8 protein-coding genes are annotated in these 20864 nt (G+C 72.8%); 2 read left to right on the top strand and 6 right to left on the bottom strand.

Annotated elements, in window-relative coordinates; genetic code table 11:
* The first annotated feature begins 115 nt into the window (after window positions 1-115).
* Complete coding sequence (locus C6Y14_RS24245; protein WP_107018894.1) at window positions 116-12214, top strand: hybrid non-ribosomal peptide synthetase/type I polyketide synthase; 12099 nt, start codon at window positions 116-118, stop codon at window positions 12212-12214.
* Between the two features lie 91 nt (window positions 12215-12305).
* Complete coding sequence (locus C6Y14_RS24240; RefSeq protein WP_107018893.1) at window positions 12306-13226, top strand: helix-turn-helix domain-containing protein; 921 nt, start codon at window positions 12306-12308, stop codon at window positions 13224-13226.
* 86 nt (window positions 13227-13312) lie between these two features.
* Here C6Y14_RS24240 and C6Y14_RS24235 read toward each other — a convergent pair whose 3' ends face one another.
* From C6Y14_RS24235 to manD, 6 genes are all read right to left on the bottom strand, one after another.
* On the bottom strand, window positions 13313-14128 hold the full coding sequence (locus C6Y14_RS24235; RefSeq protein ID WP_107018892.1) for an SAM-dependent methyltransferase: 816 nt from the start codon (window positions 14126-14128) through the stop codon (window positions 13313-13315).
* A 159-nt stretch (window positions 14129-14287) separates the two neighbouring features.
* A complete protein-coding gene (locus C6Y14_RS24230) occupies window positions 14288-15433 on the bottom strand; it encodes a sugar kinase (protein WP_225891244.1) in 1146 nt (381 codons plus the stop codon).
* A gap of 102 nt (window positions 15434-15535) precedes the next feature.
* The gene (locus tag C6Y14_RS24225; protein WP_225891243.1) at window positions 15536-16588 is read right to left on the bottom strand and encodes an L-idonate 5-dehydrogenase; all 1053 of its coding nucleotides are present in this window, start codon (window positions 16586-16588) and stop codon (window positions 15536-15538) included.
* Window positions 16585-17979, bottom strand: coding sequence for an MFS transporter (locus tag C6Y14_RS24220; protein ID WP_107018891.1), 1395 nt, complete (start codon window positions 17977-17979; stop codon window positions 16585-16587). The genes C6Y14_RS24225 and C6Y14_RS24220 overlap by 4 nt, the downstream gene beginning before the upstream one ends.
* Window positions 17980-18090: 111 nt before the next feature.
* Window positions 18091-19596 carry a mannitol dehydrogenase family protein gene (locus tag C6Y14_RS24215; RefSeq protein ID WP_107018890.1) on the bottom strand — a complete coding sequence of 502 codons (1506 nt, stop codon included), beginning with the start codon at window positions 19594-19596 and terminating at the stop codon, window positions 18091-18093.
* Entirely contained in the window at window positions 19593-20849 is a 1257-nt protein-coding gene (gene manD, locus C6Y14_RS24210; protein ID WP_107018889.1) for a D-mannonate dehydratase ManD, read from the bottom strand. Before manD ends, C6Y14_RS24215 begins: the two co-directional genes overlap by 4 nt.
* Between the last annotated feature and the right edge of the window lie 15 nt (window positions 20850-20864).

Genomic DNA, 20864 nt, shown 5'->3' with positions numbered 1-20864 from the left:
CCACCAGGCCCCTGGTCCGTTCCCGAATTCGGGAACGGACCAGGGGCCTGCGGCTTCCTCATACTGGGGAACCCCCACACGCCCGCGACCCGCCCACGCACGAACGAACGGACTCATGACTCCTCCTGAAACGCTCCTGGACGTGCTGCTGGACGCGGCCCACCGGGCACCTGGACAGGTCGTCGTCCACGTCCGCGGGGACGGCAGCGAGGTGGCCGTCACCTTCCGGCAGCTCCTCGAAGAGTCCCTGCGGGTGGCAGGCGGTCTCCGTGCGGCAGGCATCGCCCCGGGTACCTGTGTGCCGCTGCTCGCGGACCGCAGCGAGGATTTCCAGCCGATGTTCTGGGGTGCGCTGGCGGCCGGTCTGGTACCGGTGCCGCTCGCGCCCGACACGCGGCGGGTCGGTCCTGTGTGGGAGCACCTGGGCCGCCCGCACATCATGGTGGACGCGGCCTGCACGGAGGTGGCCGAAGAACTGCCAGGCCCTGTCGAGGTGTTGCGGCTGGAGGCCCTGCGACAGTGCCCCACTCCGGCCGCACCCGCGACGCCCGCACCCGACGACCTGGCGTTTCTGCAGTTCTCGTCCGGCAGCACCGGCGCGCCCAAGGGCGTGGAGCTGACCCATGCCGCCGTGGTGGCCAATCTCCGCCAAATAGTCGCCGTCTCGGCCCTGTCCGAGCAGGACGTCCTGGTCAGCTGGATGCCGTACTTCCACGACATGGGTCTCATCGGCACCCATCTGGCACCGCTGGCGTCGCGGACGAAGCAGGTGAAGATCGGCCCGCTGTCGTTCGCGAAGAACCCGCGTCTGTGGCTTGAGGTGGCCGCCCGGCACCGGGGCACGGTCCTGTCGGCCGCCAACTTCGCGCTCGCGCTGACCGTCCGGCGGGTACCGGAGGACGTACTGGCCGGACTCGACCTGAGTCCGGTACGGCTGATCCTGGTCGGAGCCGAACCGATCTCCGCGACGGTGTGGCGGGACTTCGCCGCCAGGATGCGTCCCGCCCGGCTGGACCCGCGGGCCGCGACGCCCGTGTACGGGCTGGCCGAGGCGACCTTGGCCGTCACGTTCCCGCCGCTGGGCGAAGTGGCGGTTCCCGTCGCCCTGGAGCGGGCCGCACTCGCGCGGGGCGTGGTCGTGGAACGCGCGGCGAGCGGGAAGAGCCTGCCGGGGACGGACCCCTCGGCAACGCTGGACGTCGTGGAAGCGTTGGACCTCGTGAAAGCGATGGACGTCGTGGAGGTGATGGACGTCGGCCCGCCGGTGCCGGGCTGCTCGGTCCGGATCACCGACGACTCCCGCCGACCGCTGGATGACCGGCGGGTGGGTCACATCGAGGTGCGGGGCCCGCAGACCGCCCGTGGCTACCACCGGCTGCCGGAGACGACGGCGCTGTCCTTCGCCGAGGACGGGTGGCTGCGGACCGGGGACCTCGGGTTCCTGCGGGACGGCCGCCTGTGCGTCACCGGCCGCCACAAGGATGTCCTCTTCCTCAACGGCCGTACCTTCCACGCCCCCGACATGGAGGAGGTCGTGAGCGCGAGCCCCGGGCTGCCACCTGGCAGTCCGGCGGTGATCGGCTCGACGGACCCGGTGACCGGCGGCGAGCGCGTGGTGGTCTTCGTGCCCTGGGCCCGGCCGCCACGCGCTGCGGCCGAGGTGCTGGACGGGGTCGCGCGCCGGGTCCGTACCGCGCTGGGGCACGACGACGTGCGCGTGCTCGCGCTGCCACCGTCGGCGTTCCCGCGCACCACGAGCGGCAAGCTGCAACGGCGGCGGATGCGGGCCCGGTTCGAGGAGGGCGCGTACCGGCCCGCCGCGGCGTCCGGAACGGCTGCGGACTCCGCCGCATCGGGTCCACCGCGCGGTCGGGCCGCGAACCCGGCCTCTCCGACCGAGCCGACCCGGCCGACCGTACCGACCACGCCGACCACGCCGGGCGAGCCGGGCGAGCCGGACGCGGGAAGGTCCGCCGTACCCCGCTCGCACGCTGCCGTGCGACTGGTCGTGCGCGGCGTCTGGGCCGGTGTGCTGGGACTGCCCGAGGAGTCCCTCGGCGACCGTGACCGGTTCCGCGAGCTGGGCGGCACCTCGCTCAAGGCCATGGAGACGCTCGCCCAGCTGGAGGAGTCCCTGGGGGTCACACTGGGGCCCGCCGTGATGCGCAACGACACCGTTGCCGCACTCACCGACCACCTGCTGGCCTCGGTGGAGGAGGCCACGGCACCGCGCACACCCGCTGTGGACGGACCGCCGGTTCCGCCCTCGCCGGACGACGCGTCATCGGCGAAGGCGACAGCGACAGCGGTCGTGGGGCCGACGGCGATCGTGGCGATGGCCTGCCGCTTTCCCGGCGCGAGCACGCCGGAGGAGTTCTGGGAGCTGCTGACGGCCGGCCGCGACACCGTCACGGAGGTGCCACAGGACCGTTGGCGCGCAGATGGCCCCGCTAGCACCACTGACACCGCTGACACCGCTGACACCGCTGACACCGCACGACCCGGCCGCTGGGGTGCCTTCCTCGACGACCCGGCCGCCTTCGACGCCGACCACTTCGGCATCGGCGGCGAGGAAGCCCGTACGCTCGACCCGCAGGCCCGGATCTTCCTCGAACTCGCCCACGAGGCCCTGGAACGCGCCGGTTACGCCGGACCCCGCCGACGCGGCCTGCGAGTCGGCGTCTTCGCCGCGGCCGGGGACAGCGGCTACCGCAAGGTCCTCGCCGACACCTCCCCCGACCTCGCCTCGTCCGCGACAGCGCTGACGGGCAACCTCCCCAACCTGGTCGCCGCCCGCGTCTCGCACTGCCTCGACCTCGACGGCCCCGCCCTCGCCGTGGACACCGCCTGCTCGTCAGGCCTGGTCGCGCTGCATCTGGCCCGCCGCAGCCTCGCGGACGGCGAGTGCGACCTCGCCGTGGTCGGCGGAGTCAACCTGCACCTCACCCCCGACGGATACGAGGCCCTGGAAGCCGCGCGGGCCCTGTCCCCCACCGGACGCAGCCGCGCCTTCAGCACGGCCGCCGACGGGTTCGTACCCGGCGAGGGAGGCGCGGCCCTCGTCCTGCGCCGGCCGCAGGACGCCCACCAAGCCGGCGACGACGTCCTCGCCCTCGTACGCGGCACCGCCGTCAACAACGACGGCACCTCCCTGAGCCTGATGGCACCCAACCCCCTGCGCCAGCGCGAGGTCATCACCCGCGCGTACGAGGTCTGCGGCGTCGATCCGGCAACGGTGACGTATGTCGAGGCGCACGGCACGGGCACGGCCGTCGGCGACCCCATCGAACTGCGATCCCTGGCCCACGCCTTCCCGCCACGCACGGACGGACTGCCACGGCTGCTCGGCTCGGTGAAGACGAACGTCGGGCACCTGCTGAACGCGGCCGCCCTGCCCTCACTGGTCAAGGTCGTACTGGCGCTGCGGCACGGCAGCCTCCCCGCCTCCCTGCACCACACGCCGCCCTCGCCCGCCGTCGCGCGGTCGGGATTCGCGCTGGTCACCGAGGCAGACACGTGGCGTTCGGCCGACCCGTCCGGTCCTCGCAGGGCCGGTGTCAACGCCTTCGGCTTCGGCGGCACGAACGCGCACGCCGTACTGGAACAGGCACCGCCCCGCACGGCGGACGAACCGACCGGCGACAGCAGCGGCCCACACCTGCTGACCCTGTCGGCGAACAGTGCGGCCGGGCTGGACGCCTGGGCATCCCGCCTGCTGGACCATCTGCACGCGCACCCGGAGCTGGACGAGGGTGACGTGTGCCGGGCGGCGGCCATGGCCCGCGACGAGGGCGCTCATCGCCTCGCCGTCGTGGCCGAGGGTGACCTGCGGGAGCGTCTGGCCGCTGCCACGGGTCCCGGTGGCGACCGGATGCCGGGTGTGGTCGGCGGGACAGTGATCGGTCGGCCGCGAACCGTCTTCATGTTCCCCGGCCAGGGCTCGCTGCGACCGGGTCAGGGCCGTGCGCTGTACGCGACCGCATCGGTGTACCGCGCCACGCTCGACGAGGCGTCGGCCCACGTCGGCCCCGTACACGGGCGGGAGCTGACGGCCTGGTGCGTCGACCCCGAGGTGGACGCAAGCGCCCGGGCCGCCACAGAGGTGGCCCAACCACTGCTGGTGGCCCACGGGGTCGCGCTCGCGCGGCAGTTGCGGGCCTGGGGCGTACGCCCGGACGCGCTCGTCGGACACAGCGTCGGGGAGCTGACCGCCGCCTGTGTCAGTGGAGCGATGTCGTTCGCCGACACACTCACCTTCGCGGCGGAACGCGGACGCCTCATGGGCACGGCGACCCCGCCGGGCGCGATGGCGGCGGTGCGCGGAGCCGACGAGGAGCAGGTGGCGGCGCTGATCGCGGCGGACCCGGGCGAGCTTGCCGTCGCCGCGTACAACGGCCCCGGCAGGCTGGTCCTCTCCGGCAGCCCCCACGCGGTCGAACGGGCCGCACGGGAACTCTCCGTGAGAGGCGCGTCCGTACGCGCGCTTGACGTGTCACGCGCCTTCCACTCACCGCTGATGCAGCCGATCGCCGACGAACTGGCAGCCGCAGCGGCCCTGTTAAAGGTCACTGATCCCGGCCTTCCGGTGCTGAGCACGCTCAGCTCCGAATGGCAGCCGCGTCTGGACCCGGTCCACCTGCGCGAACACGCCCTGCGACCGGTGCTGTTCGGGCAGGCAGTGACCCGGCTGCTGGACGAGGGCTACGACACGTTCGTGGAACTGGGGTCGCCGGAGAACCTCGCAGGTCTCGTACGGGCAGCCGCCACCGTGCGGCAAGCCGCGGCGGGCGCCGCTGCCAGGGACGTCCTCGTGGTCTCCGCTCCCCCCGGCCCGGACCGTGCCGAGACTCCACGTGACAACGTCCCGGGCGGGGCCCGCCAGTTGCTGGAGACCGTGGCACACCTGTGGGCACGCGGCGCGTCACTGGACCGTACGGAACTGCTCAACAGCGCCGCGAGCCTTCGGCGAGTCCCGCTGCCGCCCTACCCCTACCAGCGAAGCCGCCACTGGCCCAGGGCGGCGCAACCCGGCCTGCTGCACCACGTCACCTGGCAGAAGACACCCCTGTCGCCGAACGCATGCGGACCGGTGCTGGTGACCGGCCCGGACTCCACAGCCGTGTACGACCTCAGCCAGCGCCTCGCGGAGCATGGCGTGCGGACGACCGTGGCCCCCGAAGTCCGCACGCAAGCGGTGATCCTGCTGGCCGGGCCCGCCGCGCACAGCACGTCCGCCGACATCGAGCGGATCCAGCGCGAGCTGGTGACGGCGTTCCACGAGGCGCTGACTCTGTTCGACCTGACCGGGGCCGGCCGTCTGCTCGTGGTGACCGAGGAAGCGCACGCCACCGGGCACGGCAGCGAACGGCCGAATCCGGTCCAGGCGGTACTGGGCGGCCTGACGTCGGCCGTGCCGTCGGAGTCCACCGGAGCGGTCGCCCACTGGGTCGACCTGTCCTCCCTCGACGACGCCGAGCAGCGGTTGGACGCTGTCCTCACCGAGGTGACGGCACCCCAGGCGGCCGGTGCCGTCGCCTGGCGGGACGGACAGCGGCTGGTGCGGGCCGTCACACCGGCAGCCGCGGACCTGCTGAGCGTTCCTGACCGGCTGCCGGCTGACGGCACGTATCTGATCACCGGTGGCGCCGGAGGTCTCGGCTCCGCCCTGTCCCGGGAACTCGCCGGGCGGGGCCGACCGGAGATCTGGCTCACGGGCCGTTCCCCGCAACCGCCCGCGGGTCTGCTGGCGGAACTCACCGAACTCGGCGCCGAAGCCCGCTACCACCGGGCCGACCTCACCTCACGGGACGACGTCGAGGCACTGGTCGCCGCACTACCCGCGCCGGACGCCGTCTTCCACGCGGCGGGAGTCGTACGCCCCGGAAGTCTGCGCGGAACCAAGGTGGAGGAGACCATGGAGGCGCTGGGCGCGAAGACGCTCGGCACGGTGCTGCTGTCCGAAGCCCTCGGCAGACACGGCCGCACCCCTCAGGTGTGCGTGGCGTTCTCCTCCGTCTCCTCGGTACTGCCGGGACTGGCCGGGGCGCTCGGCGCCTACGCTGCCGCCAACGCCTTCCTCGACTCATTCGCAGGGGCCGAACGGCAGGCGGGGCGGCCGTGGCTGTCGGTGAACTTCGGGCCGTTCGCCGAGACGGGTCTGGCAGCCGCGTTCGCCGCCGACGCCCTCCCCGACGAGGGAGGCCGACTCCTGGCGACCGCACCGGCGTTGGCGGCACTACGGACCGCGTGCGGCACCGGCCAGGCCCGACTGGTCCTCGCCGACCGGCCGGCAGACCGGCCGAAACGGCCCAGCACCCATCTGCCACGTACGGACGAACCGCCGCGCGAGCCACCTCCCGCGGCCGACACGACCACGCCCCTGTCCGGCACCGCCGCAACGCTGCGGGAGCTGCTGGCACAGTCGCTGAGCGTCCCGGCGTCGACCGTCGACGACGACGCGCCGTTCCTCTCCCTGGGACTGGACTCGCTCGGCGCGGTCGACCTGGTCAAGCGCCTCGAACGCAGGACGGGGCGATCCCTGCCCGCCACGCTCTTCTTCGAGTACCGGACCGTACGGGAACTGGCCGCCCACCTGGACACGGACAGCGCCCCCGCGGCAGCGGAGACACCGGCATCCGCTCCCGTACCCACGGCGGACCCGAACCCCTTCCCGCTGACACCCGTACAGCTGGCCCTGCACACCAGCAGCCGGCTGCATCCCGGTGTCCCGGCCCGCGGGCATCTGCGGATGACGGTCCGCGGCCCCCTGGACACCCATGTACTGGGTCAGGCACTGGCCGGCCTGGCCGACCGGCACGGCATGCTGCGCCTGCGCATCGACGATCCGGGCACGGGATCCGCAGGTCCCGTACAGCGACTGGCCCCGGCCGCTCCGCTCTCGACCTGGTACGAGGTCCGCGACTGCGCCGCCGAGCAGGTGAACGACCTCGAACCGGCCCTCTGCAACAGGCCCTTCGACCTGACGTCCGAACCACCGGTACGGGCTGTGCTGCTCCGGCAGGACACGGCCGTCGCTCACCTGCTGCTGGTGGTCCACCACGCGGCGGCGGACGGCTACAGCCTCAACGTCCTGGCCGAGGAACTGTGGGCGTCGTACACCGCGCTGTGGCGAGGAGAACACCCGCAACCGACCCCGGACGCGCCGAGCTTCGCGCAGTACGCCCGCACCACCCGCTCCTCCGACACCACCATCTCGGACGCCGACCGCCGCTACTGGACCGAACGTCTCGCCTCGCGTGGGGACCGGCTGCGGCTGCCCTACGACGGCGATCCCGACGCACCCCCGTCGGGCCCGCTCGTGCAGCACCACGGCTCACTCGACGCGCCCCTCGCCGCCGGCCTGGAACGGCTGGCCGCCACGCACGACGTGTCCCTGTTCCACCTGCTGCTCGCCGCGTACGTGCGCTGTCTGTCGCGCTGGTCCGGACAGCGGGACATCGCGGTCAACGTGGCCCGCGCCCGCCGCGAGGAACGCTTCCCCGACGTCGACCGGCTCATCGGCCCGCTCGCCGACACCCTCCCCCTGCTCTGCGACACGACCCCCGGCGAACCGGTCGTCGCGCTGGCACAACGCCTGCGCCGGATCTGGCTGGAGAGCGAACAGCACTCCGGGCTGAGCAGCTTCGACCTGGCCGCGCTCCTGCCCGGCGGCGGCCCCCGCACGGTGAGCCCGGCCGGCTTCAGCTTCGCCCGCTTCCCGGCACACATGGCCCCCGACTGCCCGGTCGAGGTACGGGCCGACGCGGCCGGCACCGGCTCGGCCGCGACCCGGCTGAGCCTGCTGTGCTGGGCGGACGAGTCGGCGCTGCGCCTGTCGTGGAACTTCCCGCTGCCCCTGTTCGAGCCGAGCACGGTGGCGCGACTGGACAGGGAGTACCGCGACGAACTGGCCTCCCTGTGCTCGCCGTTCACCGAACCGCGCCGGGTGGCCGAGGCACCGCACGGTGTCACCGGCCGACTCCTCCGCCAGTTCCGTGCCACGCCCGACGCCACCGCCGTGGAAGCCGACGGTACGGCCCTCACCTACGCGGCACTCGACCGCGCCTCCCAGCTCCTGGCGGCCCGCCTGCACGCCGACGGTGTTCGTGCGGGTGACCTGGTCGGGCTGCTCACCGAGCCCGGCCCGGACACCGTGATCGGCGTGGTCGGCATCCTGCGCGCCGGGGCGGGCTGGGTTCCGCTGGACGCGACGTACCCCACCGCCCGGCTCGCGGACCAGCTGGAGCGCGCCGACGTCTCCACCCTGGTGTGCCATGAACCGACCGTGCGAGTCGCGCGGTTGCTGGGCGGCAACGGGGTGCGTGCGGTGCGCGCCGACAACGCGCCGGACCCGCGGACCGACACCACACCGCCCGTCCCCACACCCACCTCGTCCTCCGAGGCGATCGCGTACGTCATCTTCACCTCGGGCTCCACCGGCCGGCCCAAAGCCGTGCCCATCACCCACGAGGCAATGGAGAACTACCTCGACTGGGCCATCGGGACCTTCGGCTACGGCCCCGAAGACCGCTTGGCGCAGACCGCGTCGCCGTGCTTCGACGCCTCGGTACGCCAGCTGCTCGCACCCCTGCTGGTCGGCGGCACCGTCGTGACCGTACCGCGGGAGCTGCTGCGCGACCCCGAACTGCTGCTGGCGTACGCGGAGCGGACACGGATCACCGTGTGGAGCTCCGTACCGACCCTGTGGGAGCAGCTGCTGTCGGCCGCCGAGGAGCGGGTACGGCGGGGAGCGGCACGGCCGGACCTGTCGGCGCTGCGGTGGGTGCACGTGGGCGGGGAGGCCCTTCCCGCCGCGCACGTACGCCGGTGGTTCGACCTGTTCGGCGACGGCCAGCGCATCGCCAATCTCTACGGGCCCACCGAGACGACCATCAACGCCACCTGCCACCTCATCACCACGCGTCCCGCCGACGACGTGCAGACCCTGCCGATCGGACGGCCGGTCACCGGCACCCATGTGGCGGTGGTCGACGCCGACGGCACGCCCTGCCGCCCGAAGCAGTCGGGTGAACTGCTCATCGCGGGGATCGGGCTGACCCCCGGCTATCTGGGGCAACCCGAGCTGACCGCTGAGGCCTTCACCGTGCGGGACGGTCGCCGCTGGTATCGCAGCGGCGACCGGGTCCGGCTGCGTGCGGACGGAGTTCTGGAGTTCCTCGGACGGACCGACGACCAGGTGAAGATCCGCGGCAACCGGGTGGAGACGGGAGAGGTCGAGGCGGCCCTCCAGACGCATCCCGGGATCGCACAGGCGTCGGTGGTCGCGCGCGAGGGGCGGCTGCTGGCGTTCGTCACCGCCCGACCGGGGGCCGGGGAACCCGAACCACCGGACGTGCGCCGCTACTTGGCCGGGCTCCTGCCGCCGTACATGATCCCGGCACGGATCACGGTGATGGACCGACTCCCACTCAGCGGCACCGGCAAGATCGATCGCCGTGCGCTGGGCAGTGCCCCCTCGGCGCCGGTGGCGAACACCGGCCGGAACACTCCCCTAACCACGCCCACCGAAGTGCAACTGGCCGCCATCTGGACCGAGTTGTTGCAGCTCGACTCCGTATCCCGCGAGGACGACTTCTTCGACCTGGGCGGCGACTCACTGCTCATCCTCCAGGTGTTCGCCCGGCTCGGCGAGGTCAGGCCCCACCTGCCCCGCCCAACGGTGATCTACGACACCCGCACCCTCGCGAAGCTGGCCGCCGCGGTGGACGCGACCGCCACGCAAGGGCATCCAGCACCGGCGGCAACCGCGCCCACCGACCACGCAGCGCCCTTCCCCGTCACACCCGCCCAGCGCGGATTCCTCCTCGCGGAAGCCCTCTCACCGGGAAGAAGCGGTTCCTGGCCCGCACGGCTGCGGCTGTCCGGCCCGCTCGACCCGGAGGTCTTCCAGTCGGCGGTCGACCTGCTGGTGGAACGCCACGGCATGCTGCGTACCGTCTTCCCCGCCAATGCCCGGCCGCCCGTCCAGCAGGAACTCCCGCCCTCCCTGCGCCTCCCGGTCACCTTCGAAACCCTCACCGACCCCACCGAGGTGGACGAACGCGCGGCAGCCGAGGCGCAGCGGCGCTTCGAACCGTGGGCCTGGCCGCTGCTCCGGCTCCGGGTCCTCACCCTCACCGAGCACGAACACGTCCTCCTCGTCCACGCACACCACCTCATCGGCGACGGATACAGCGCCGCACTCCTCGTACAGGAACTCACGTCGTTCTACGACCGGTTGGCCGCGGGCCATTCCCCCGAACCGCCCGCGCCCCGCGCCACCTTCCGCGACCACGCCCTGCTGTCGGCCGAGGCGGAGCCCGGCACCGCGCCGGGTGCGGCGGAGCGCAGGGCCCGGCTCGACGCCCCCTATCGGCAGCCCGCCCTGCGCACCACCGACAAGGACGACGGCACAGACTTCGTGTCAGCGGGATTCGTACTCGACGCCGTCCGCACCGCGTCGCTGCGGGCGCTCGCGGCGGAGGCGGGGGCCACCTCGTACGCGCCGCTGCTGACCGCGTACCACCAGCAGTTGAGGCGGCTCACGGGGCAGGCGGACCTGATCGTCGGCCTGGCGGTGAGCGGTCGCGACCGGGGCCTGACGCTCGACGCGCACCGGATCTTCGGCCCGTTCGCCACCGCCGTCCCCGTACGGCCCACGGTTGCTCAGGCGGATGACTTCGGTGGCGCCCTGCGGCGGATCGTCGCCGAGGCCGAACAGGCCCGCAGGCACGAGGACATCGTGCCCCGCAACGCCGACGGACTCCCCCTGACCTCGCAGTTCTTCTTCACCTATCTCGACTTCTCCGTCCTCGCCGCTCCACACGGGCAGACGCTCACCGCGTCGTGGGACGACGGGGACAGCGCGTTCGCGCCGCCGTCGTCGGTGACGGACGTGTTCCTGGCCGCACGCCCGGAAGGCACCGGACTGCGCGTGACCGTACGAGGGGCCGCCGCGGCCTTCTCCCAGTCGACGCTGGAGGACTTCGCAGGGGCGCTCCGGGAACGGCTCATCAGCGCCGTGAACCCGCATGCCCCGGAGCCACGCACCTCGACCCGCCCCTCCGGGCCCTCGGGATCGATGGACGCCGCCCTGGTCGGTTACCTGCCCGCCCCCGCCCATCTGGCCCGGCTGGCAGGCCTGCCCGAGGACGCCGTGCCCCGGGAAGACCTGCGCGCGCTGCTTTTCCCCGACGGCGCCCCACACCTGCTGGAGACGGTCCACACCCCGCTCGGCAGTTCGGGCTTCGTCTGCGTACCCGTCTTCTCCGACGAACTCGCCCACGACCCGGCCCTCGTCGCCCACACCGCCCGCGCGGCATCGCTCGCCTCCTCGCTCGGAGCCCGGTGCGTGTCCCTGGCCGGCATGATCCCTTCCCTGACCGGATACGGCTTCGACGTACTGCGGTCCGCGAACCCGGGCCCGGGATCGGCCGCCGTGACGACCGGACACGCGGCGACCGTCGTCTCGGTCGTCCGGACCGTGCACGCGGCACTCGACGTCACCGGAAAGGACCTCGCGGACCTCGACATCGCCTTCGTCGGGCTCGGATCGATCGGCACGGCCTCCCTGGACCTGCTGCTCACCCGGGCCACCCGCCCGCCACGGCGGCTGCTCCTGTGCGACGCGCCCGGCAGCGCACCACGGCTGCGGCACCTGGCAGAGCAGTTGAAGCAGCGCGGCCTGGCCGACGCGGTGGAGGTCGCGGAGTCCCGGCCCGCGCTGCCCGTTGCCGTGTACGGGGCCGACCTGGTGGTGACAGCCGTGAGCAGCACCCACCCGCTCCTCGATGTCGACCGGCTGACACCCGGCACCATCGTGGTCGACGACTCCTTCCCGCACTGCTTCGACACCGGGCGGGCGCTGGCCCGGATGCGGGAACGCCGGGACGTACTCGTCCTGGGCGGCGGACTCCTCCACCTCGGCGAGCTCACCCGGGAGACCGCCGAAGGGCTGCCGGCAGCGGCGGCGGCCGGATACCTCGCCCAGCCATGGCTGGCAGGAACCCTCGCCTCCTGCCGCACGGAATCCCTCCTGCACGCAGCGGACCCCCAACTGCCGCTCGTGCACGGCCTGGTGGAGGAGTCGGCGGCACTCGCCTACTGGCGAGCCACCGAACGCGCGGGCGTGACGGCGGGCCCCCTGCACCTGCTCGGCCACACCGTCGGACCGGACCCCCTGGCCGGTGCGCGCGGAACAGGGGCCGGCTCATGAGTTCAAGATCATGTACAGGACAGCCCCTAGGATGGGCGGGCACAGAGTTCGGGATGCGCGCGGAGTTGCGTTCACCGCAAGGAGACTGCCCATGGGCACCACAGAGGCCGTAGGTTCACCTTTCGACAGCGGTGTCTCCGACCGCAGAGTTCCGGACGGCCGGCCGGCCGGTCCCGTGCTGCCACGTCTGCTGCTGGGCGCGCAGTTGCGCGCGCTGCGGGAGGAGTCGGGGATCTCCCGTGAGGACGCGGGGCACGCCATCCGCGCCTCCCGGTCCAAGGTCAGCCGCCTGGAGGCCGGTCGGCACGGGAACAAACCGCGTGACGTGACCGATCTGCTCACGCACTACGGAGTCACGGACGAGGCCGAGCGCGCCGCCTTGCTGGCGTTGGCCAAGGAGGCCAACACCCCTGGCTGGTGGCAGTACTACAGCGATGTGGTGCCCCCGTGGATGCAGACCTACCTGGGGGCCGAACAGGCGGCGAGCGTCATCCGCTGCTTCGAGGTCCAGCGCGTACCAGCCCTCCTGCAGACCCCCGCCTACGCGCGCGCCTCCATCCGGCTCGGGCACCCTGACGCCGACGCGCAGGAGACCGAGCGACGCGTCACGCTGCGCATGGAGCGCCGGCGGGTTCTGCACCGGGACCCGCCCGCCAGGCTGTGGGCCGTGATCGACGAGGCGGCGCTCCGGCGTCCGGTGGGCGGCCTCGACACGATGCGCGCCCAGCTCAGGCATCTCATCGACATCTGCCGGCTCCCGCAGATCACCCTGCAGATCATCCCGTTCCTCGCCGGTGGTTACGCGGCCGAGAGCGGTCCGGTCACCGTCCTGCGCCTGCCCGGCGGTCAACTGCCCGACGTGGTCTGCCTCGAACAGCTGGCCACCGCCCTCTATCCCGACAAGCCGGCCGAGATCGAGCGCTACTGGGACGTCATGAACCGCCTGGGGCTCGAAGCCGAGCCGCCGGAGGAGACACCCACGATCCTCCACCGCATCCTCCAGGAGACCTGACCTCGCCGGTGAGCCGTCGGCCGGCGCGCGCACGAGCGGGCGCGCGCCGGCCGCCGACGGGCCCGCCTCCCCAGCGCTTCAGCGCCTCAGCGTTTGAGGCCGACCCCGCCGTACTGGTGCACCTCGGCGGGCAGGCCCAGGGCCTCGGTGTCGGGACGCCAGCGCGAGCACGACGCCACACCCGGTTCGAGCAGCTCCAGACCGTCGAAGAAGCCCTCGATCTGCTCGGGGCTGCGCAGGATGTACGGGATCGAGCCGCCCTCGTTGTACCCCTTGATGGCCTCGACGTACGCCTCGCTGGTGTCGGTGCTGTCGTACTGCACGAGGTAGCTGCCGGGCGGCAGCGCGTCCACCAGCTGCCGAACGATCGAGCGTGCCTCGTCGTAGTCCTCGATGTGGCCCAGGATGCCCATCAGCATCAGCGCGACCGGCCGGTCGAAGTCGAGCGTCTTGGCTGCTTCCCGCACGATCGTGCCCGGATCGCGCAGATCGGCGTCGACGTAGTTGGTGACACCCTCCGGTGTGCTGGTGAGCAGCGCGCGGGCGTGCGCGAGCACCAGCTTGTCGTTGTCGACGTAGACGATCCGGCTCTCGGGCGCCACCCGCTGAGCGATCTGGTGGGTGTTGTCCACGTTGGGCAGCCCGGTGCCGATGTCCAGGAACTGCCGGATGCCCTCCTCGGCGGCCAGATGACGGACGGCGCGGGCGAGGAAGTACCGGGCGGCACGCGCTCCGGTCTCGATACCGGGGAAGACGGCGCGGAACGCGTCGCCGGCCACCCGGTCGACTTCGTAGTTGTCCTTGCCGCCCAGCCAGTAGTTCCAGATCCGGGCCGACTGCGGCACGGAGGTGTCGATCCTGGCGAGCGCCTCCGGCTCAGGGTTCTCTGCCTCGTCAGTCATGGACGCTCCTGTGCGTACGTATGCGTGGGTGGGTGCGGACCACGGAACCGTCGGACGCCGGTCGTGGGCGCCCACGTTATTCCTCACCCCTCGGCCCATGTGCACCACCGGCCCCCAACGCACCCTGTTCGGCCACTCGTTGGCTCATTCGGTGTCTTCTCAGCGGCGCGCGGTGGCGGCCCACTCGTCCTCGTGCAGGGCGAGGCAGCGGCCGGTCTCCGTACGGGACGGCATGTCGGGCACGTCGTCCCTGGTCCGCAGCGCGGCAGCGGCCGCCAGGTGACCGAGGCGCAGCCGGGAGCGTTCGTCGCGGTCCTCCAGCACTCCCGTCAGATAGCCGGCCGCGAACGCGTCACCCGCGCCGACCGGTTCGACCACCTTGGTGGGCAGCGAGGGCACGAAGGTCCGCCGACGGGCGGCGTACGGCGTCGCGGCGGCCGAGGTCGCGATGGGCGAGGTCGCGACGGGCACGTCGGCGACAGGCACATCGGCGACGGGCACGTCGGCGACAGCCGAGTCTGCGCCATACGACGTCGCCCCGTGCTCGGCGTCCTTGACGACCACGGTGGGCGCGGGCGCGAGCAGTTCCGCGATGTCGTCCGGGCGGGCGGTGCCCCACAGCTCCTCGGCCTCGTCCCGGCCGACGAACACGATGTCCGCGGCGCGGGCGAGCGCCAGCAGACTGCGGGCGGCGTCCGCGGCCTCGTGACCTCCCTGGCGCCAGAGGGCGGGGCGGTGGTTCACGTCGAAGGACACGAGCGGACCGGGCGTGGCACGGCCGTCCCGGCCGACGAGCAGTGTCTCCAGGAGACGCGCGCAGCTGTCGGAGAGGGCCGCGGCGACCCCCGACAGATGCAGGATCCGGGCCCTGCGGAGCGCGGGGTGCCACGCCAGGTCCGGCCCCATCGCGGACGCCGCGGAACCGCCCCGGTAGTAGTACGTACGGGTGTGGCCGGGACCGTGGTCCGGGTCCGGGGCCGGGTCCTTGAAGTAGACGCCGGTCGGGCGGTCCGGGTCGGTCTCCACGGCGCTCACGTCCACGCCGCGCGCGGTCAGCTCGGCCAGGATGCGGCGGCCGAAGGGGTCGTCGCCCAGCCGGCTCAGCCAGGCGGCCCGGCGCCCGAGTCCGGCGAGCCCGCAGGCGACGTTGGACTCGGCACCGCCGATGGCCATGCTCAGCAGGGACTGCTCGGCGAGCGGGCCGGTGTCCGGCGGGCCGAGAACGGCCATCGTCTCGCCGACGCACACGACGTCGGCCGCCCGCTCATGACTCTCGGCGGCGCGGGGAGGGGGCGGCAGGGACACGAGCTTCTCCTGGCGGATGGCGGATGGCGGACATGGTGGGGAGGAGGAGGGGGCGGCCGCGACGGACGGCGCCCGTGGTTGAGCAGTTCGGCGGACGGCGGTTCAGGCGGAGCCCATCCGCAGCATGACCTTGCTGCTGCCGCTGTCCGGGTCCGCGGCGACGGCGAGCGCCTCCTCGGCCCGTTCCAGCGGGAAGCGGTGGGTGATCAGCGGAGTCACGTCCAGACCGTCCCCGAGAGCGCGCAGCGCGTCGTCGATCTCCTCGACGAAGCGGTACGAGCCGATCCAGGTGATCTCCCGGGTCACCAGGTCGCCGAGGGCCGCCGCCACGGCCGTACCGGGCAGGTTGCCGACCTGGACGAGGGTGCCGCCCCGGGCGGTGGCCCGCAGTACGGGGCCGAGCGCGGCCGGGGCACCGGACGCCTCGAAGACCACGTCGACGTCCTCGGGCAGCCTCTCGCCCGCGGAGAGGTCGCGGGTGTCGTCGGCGCCCATGGCGCGGGCGACGGCGAGCGAGGACGGCGACAGGTCCGCGGCGATCACCCGGCCCGCTCCTCGGTACCGGGCCGCGGCGACGACCAGCGAGCCGATCGGACCGCAGCCGTTGACCAGGACCGTACGGCCGCGCAGCTCGGGGACCCGGCCGACGGCGTGCAGCGCGACGGCCAACGGCTCGGCGAGGGCGCCCTGTTCGGTGCCCACACCGGCCGGCAGCGGCCGGATCTGGGCCGCGTCGACCGTGCGGTACTCGCTGAACCCGCCGTCGGTGTGCGGGTCGAAGGCCGCCGAGCCGAAGTAGCGGACGCGGGGGTAGAGGTTCGTCCGTCCGGCGAGCCGTTCGGGCAGGACGCCGTCGCCGACGAGGCTCGCCGGGTGGACGGTGGCCGCCTGTCCCACGTCGAGGCCGGTGACGCCGTCGCCGAGTGCGGCGATCCGGCCCGCGAACTCGTGCCCGAGCACCAGCGGATGGGCGAGCGAGGCGGTGCCGGACGCCCCCCTCTTCCAGTACGCGATGTCGGATCCGCAGATGCCGCCCCACTCCACGGCCAGCAGCACCTCGCCCGCGCCCGGTGCGGGCCGGGCCCGCTCGTCGACGCGTACGTCGCCGGGGCCGTGCACCACGACCGCCCTCATGTGGGGGGTGATCGTCTTCATACGGCGTCCTCCAGCCGGACCAGGTCGCGTCCGCGTGTCTCGGGGGCGAGGTACGCGCTGACGAAGGTGATGAGCGAGTAGACGATGAGCATGGCGGCGATGGGCCACCAGCTGTCGGTGACGGCGGTGAGTGTGGCCGCGAGGACCGGGCCGATCGCGGTGGCGAGGATGCCGCCGACCTCCTTGGAGAGCGCGAGCTGGGTGAACCGGGTGCGGGAGCCGAAGAGTTCGGCCATCGTGACGCTTTCGAGGGAGAACAGTCCGAGGACTCCGACGTTCAGGCCGAGGACCATGCCGAGCATCACGCCCGGCGTCGATCCGGAGGTGACGAGCAGCATCACCGGGAAGGCGAGGACGACGGTGAGGGCGGAGAGCGCGAGGTAGACCGGGCGGCGTCCGAAGCGGTCGCCCAGCAGGCCGACCAGCGGCACGGTGGCGAAGCCCGCCAGTGAGCCGTACACGATCGCGTCCGTCGGTACGGACCGGCCGACCGCGAGGTTGGTGGCGATGTAGCCGACGAGGAATGTCTGCATCAGCCCGGAGTTGCCCGCCTGGCCGAAGCGCAGGCCCAGCGCGAGGAAGAACGCCTTGCCCTTGCGCTGCCGGATGCCCGCCGCCAGGACACCGCCCTGGTGCTCGTCGGCCGTGGCGATGACGGACTCGACCTCGTCACGGGCCAGCGCCACCCCGTCGACGACGTCGGGGCGCTCCTCGAAGACCGGGCTCTCCTTGAGGCTGCGCCGGACCCAGACCGCGAAGATCATCAGGCCGAAGCTCAGCAGGAAGGGCAACCGCCAGCCCCAGGAGAGCAGTTGGTCCTCACTGAGCACGGCGAGCAGGATCGCCCACAGGCCCGACGCGGCGAGCGTCCCGGAGTTCGTGCCGAGCGACACCAGTGAGGAGATCACGCCGCGCCGCCTGACGGGCGCGTACTCGGCCAGCATGACGGTCGCCCCGGCGATCTCGGCGCCCGCGCCGAAGCCCTGCACCAGCCGCAGGGCGACGAGCAGGATCGGCGCGAGGATGCCGATGGTGGCGTACGTGGGCAGGGCGCCGATCAGGGTGGTGGAGGCGCCCATCAGCAGGATGGTGATGTACAGGACCTTCTTGCGGCCGAGCCGGTCGCCCATCCGCCCGAAGTAGACGGCTCCGGCGAGCCGGGCTACGTATCCGACGCCGTAGGTGGCCATCGCGGCGATGAGTCCGACGGCCGGACTGACGTCCGGGAAGAAGATCTTGTTGAAGACGATCGCGGCGGCCAGCGAGTAGAGCTGGAAGTCCATGAACTCCATGGCCGTACCGAGCCAGCCCGAGACGGCGGCGCGGGTGAGATCGCGGGTGCTGCGCTGGGCGGAAGGCGTCTGCTGAGCGGCTATGACGCTGTCCTTCATCGTGAACTCCGTTGTTCGTGACCGAAGAAGCTGTTGGGGACGAGGGAGACCCCCCGAGGGGCTGGTACGGGGGGCCGGTACGGGGGGGCGGGTACGGGGGTGGCTACGGGGTCAGATCTCGACGCGTCCGGCGGCCAGGGCGGGGAGGCGGTCCGCGACGGCCGACGTGAGGGCGTCGTCGTCCGCCAGATCCGTGGCGCCCAGGACGCCCAGCAGCGCGCGTACGGTCTCGGCGGGGCGGGTCGCGGGCGCCCAGCAGGCGGCGAGTGCCTCGGCGGCGGGATCCGAGGGGGCACTGGACCGAGGGGTGTCACCGGTACCGGAGGAGGCGTCCGCGGCGGCCCGGCGGGTGCCGTGCGCCCAGCCGGCGAGGGCGAGTTCGAGTACCGGGGTCACCCGGCCGCCAGGGGTGGTCGCGGTCCGGGCGCGCAGTTCCCGCAGCGCGGGCAGCCAGCGTTCCGTGATCTTCAACGATCCGTCGGAGCCGATCTGCCGCAGCAGATGACGCATGGCGGGATTGCGGAAACGTACGACGAGATCGTCGGCGTACGCGACGGGATCCGGGCCGCCCGCGGGCAGTGTGGGTGCCACCTCCGCGGACAGCGCCCGGACGAGACCCTCGCCCCAGTCCGTCGCCATGGTCTCGGCGATCGTGGTGAGTCCGGCGGCCAGGCCGAGGTGGGCGAGGGCGGAGTGGGAGCCGTTCAGCAGTCGCAGTTTGGTGAGCTGGTAGGGCGCCGCGTCCGGGACGAACAGGGCGCCGTCGAGCTCCCAGGGCGGCCGGGGCGCGCGGAAGGAGTCCTCAAGGACCCACTGGCGGTACGGCTCCCCCGTCACGGCGAGCGCGTCCCGTACGCCGAGCGCGGCGGCGGCGCTCGCCAGGTCGGCCTCGCCGGTGGCCGGCACGATCCGGTCCACGACGGTCGCGGGAAAGGTGACGGCCCCGGCCATCCGGTCCAGGATCTCCGAGCGGTCGGGCCAGGCCGACGCGCGGACGAAGTCGTGGACGACCCGGGCCAGTACGGCGCCGTTGCCCGCCATGTTGTCGCAGGACACGACGGCGACCGGGGGCGCCCCGGCCCGCATCCGGGCGGCGAGGCCGGCGGCGAGGCGCCCGGTCACCGTGGTGAGCGGCCCGTCGGGGGCGGCGGCGAGGTCGGCGGCGACGCGCCCGGCGGTGAGGTCGAGACCGCCGGTCGCCGCCGACCGGTGATAGCCCTTCTCCGTCACGGTCAGCGTCACGACCGTCACCTCGGGGTCGGCGAGCAAGGCGTCGACGGCCTCGGCGTCGGGCCCCATGGCCAGCGCGCCGACGACCGAGCCCACGACCCGGGTGCGGTGTCCGTCCGGACGGCGTTCGGTGAGCGAGTACAGACAGTCCTGGTCCCGCAGGGCGCGTACGGTTCCGGCCGAGCGGGGCGCGACCGCGGTGATGCCCCAGGGCTCACCGGAGCGGGCGGCGGCCTGTTCGGTGTACACGGCCTGGTGAGCCCGGTGGAAGGCGCCGAGACCGAAGTGGACGACACGGGTGCGCAGTTCGGCCGGGTCGACGGCGGGCCGCAGTCCGGGCGCGAGCCGGGGCAGTGCCTCGCGGCTCAACTGGTCGTCGGTGCTCACCAGTCGTGCACCGACCCGTCGAGCCTGCGGGCGACCGGGAGGTAGCGCCGCTGGTAGGGGAAGCGCTCGGCGGCCTTCTCGTCGTACTCGACGCCGAGGCCGGGCTCGTCGGAGGGGTACAGCATGCCGTCGGCGAACGTCACCCCCGTACGGAACACCTCGGCGGTCTCGTCGGGGTGGCCCATGTGCTCCTGGATGCCGAAGTTCGGCACGGCGATGTCGAGGTGCACGGCGGCGGCCATGCTCACCGGCGAGAGGTCGGTCGCCCCGTGGGAGCCGGTCCGCACCTGGTGGAGCGCGGCGAGGTCGAAGATCCGGCGCAGATGCGTGATGCCGCCCGCGTGGACGACGGTGGTGCGTACGTAGTCGATGAGCTGCTCGGTGATGAGGTGCTGGACGTCCCAGATCGAGTTCATCACCTCGCCGACCGCGATCGGCGTCGTGGTGTGCTGCCGGATCAGCCGGAAGGACTCCTGGTTCTCGGCCGGGGTCGGGTCCTCCATCCAGAACAGCCGGGAGGCCTCGACACTCCTGCCGAACCGGGCCGCCTCGTTCGGGGTGAGCCGGTGGTGCACGTCGTGCAGGAGGTGGAAGCCGAAGCCGAAGCGCTCCCGTACCGCTTCCAGGTACCTGGGCGCGAAGTCGAGATAGGCCTCGGTGTCCCAGGGCTGTTCGTCGGGCAGTTCGGTCGCGGCGGGTTCGTAGACCTTGCCCTTGCGCACCCCGTACGTGCCCCCGACGTCGGGCACGGCGGCCTGGGCGCGTACGGCCTTGTAGCCGAGCTCCAGATAGCGCTGGACGTCGTCGAGGAGCGAGGGCACGTCGGTGCCGCTGGCGTGCGAGTAGACGAGTACGCCGTCGCGCGACCGGCCGCCGAGGAGCTTGTGGACGGGCAGGCCCGCGGTCTTGCCCAGGATGTCCCACAGGGCGGTGTCGACGGCGGCGATCGCGGTCATCGTGACGGGTCCGCGCCGCCAGTAGGCGCCCTTGTAGAGGTACTGCCACATGTCCTCGATGCGCGACGGGTCCCTGCCGATCAGCAGCGGGACCACGTGGTCGCGCAGATAGCTGGCGACGGCCAGTTCCCGGCCGTTGAGCGTGGCGTCGCCGAGGCCGGTCACCCCGTCCGTGGTGGTGATCCGGAGCGTGACGAAGGTCCGGCCGGGGGAGGCGACGAAGACCTCGACGCTTTCGATCCTGCTCACAGGCACTCCTTGGTCGCGATCGGTCGCGAAGTACTTGTATACAAGCATCTGTCGCGCAGCACG

The organism is Streptomyces dioscori, from assembly GCF_003024195.1.
Taxonomy (GTDB): Bacteria; Actinomycetota; Actinomycetes; order Streptomycetales; family Streptomycetaceae; genus Streptomyces; species Streptomyces dioscori.
The sequence above is the reverse complement of the archived record's forward strand: the minus strand, read 5'-3'. Positions and strand labels throughout refer to the sequence as shown.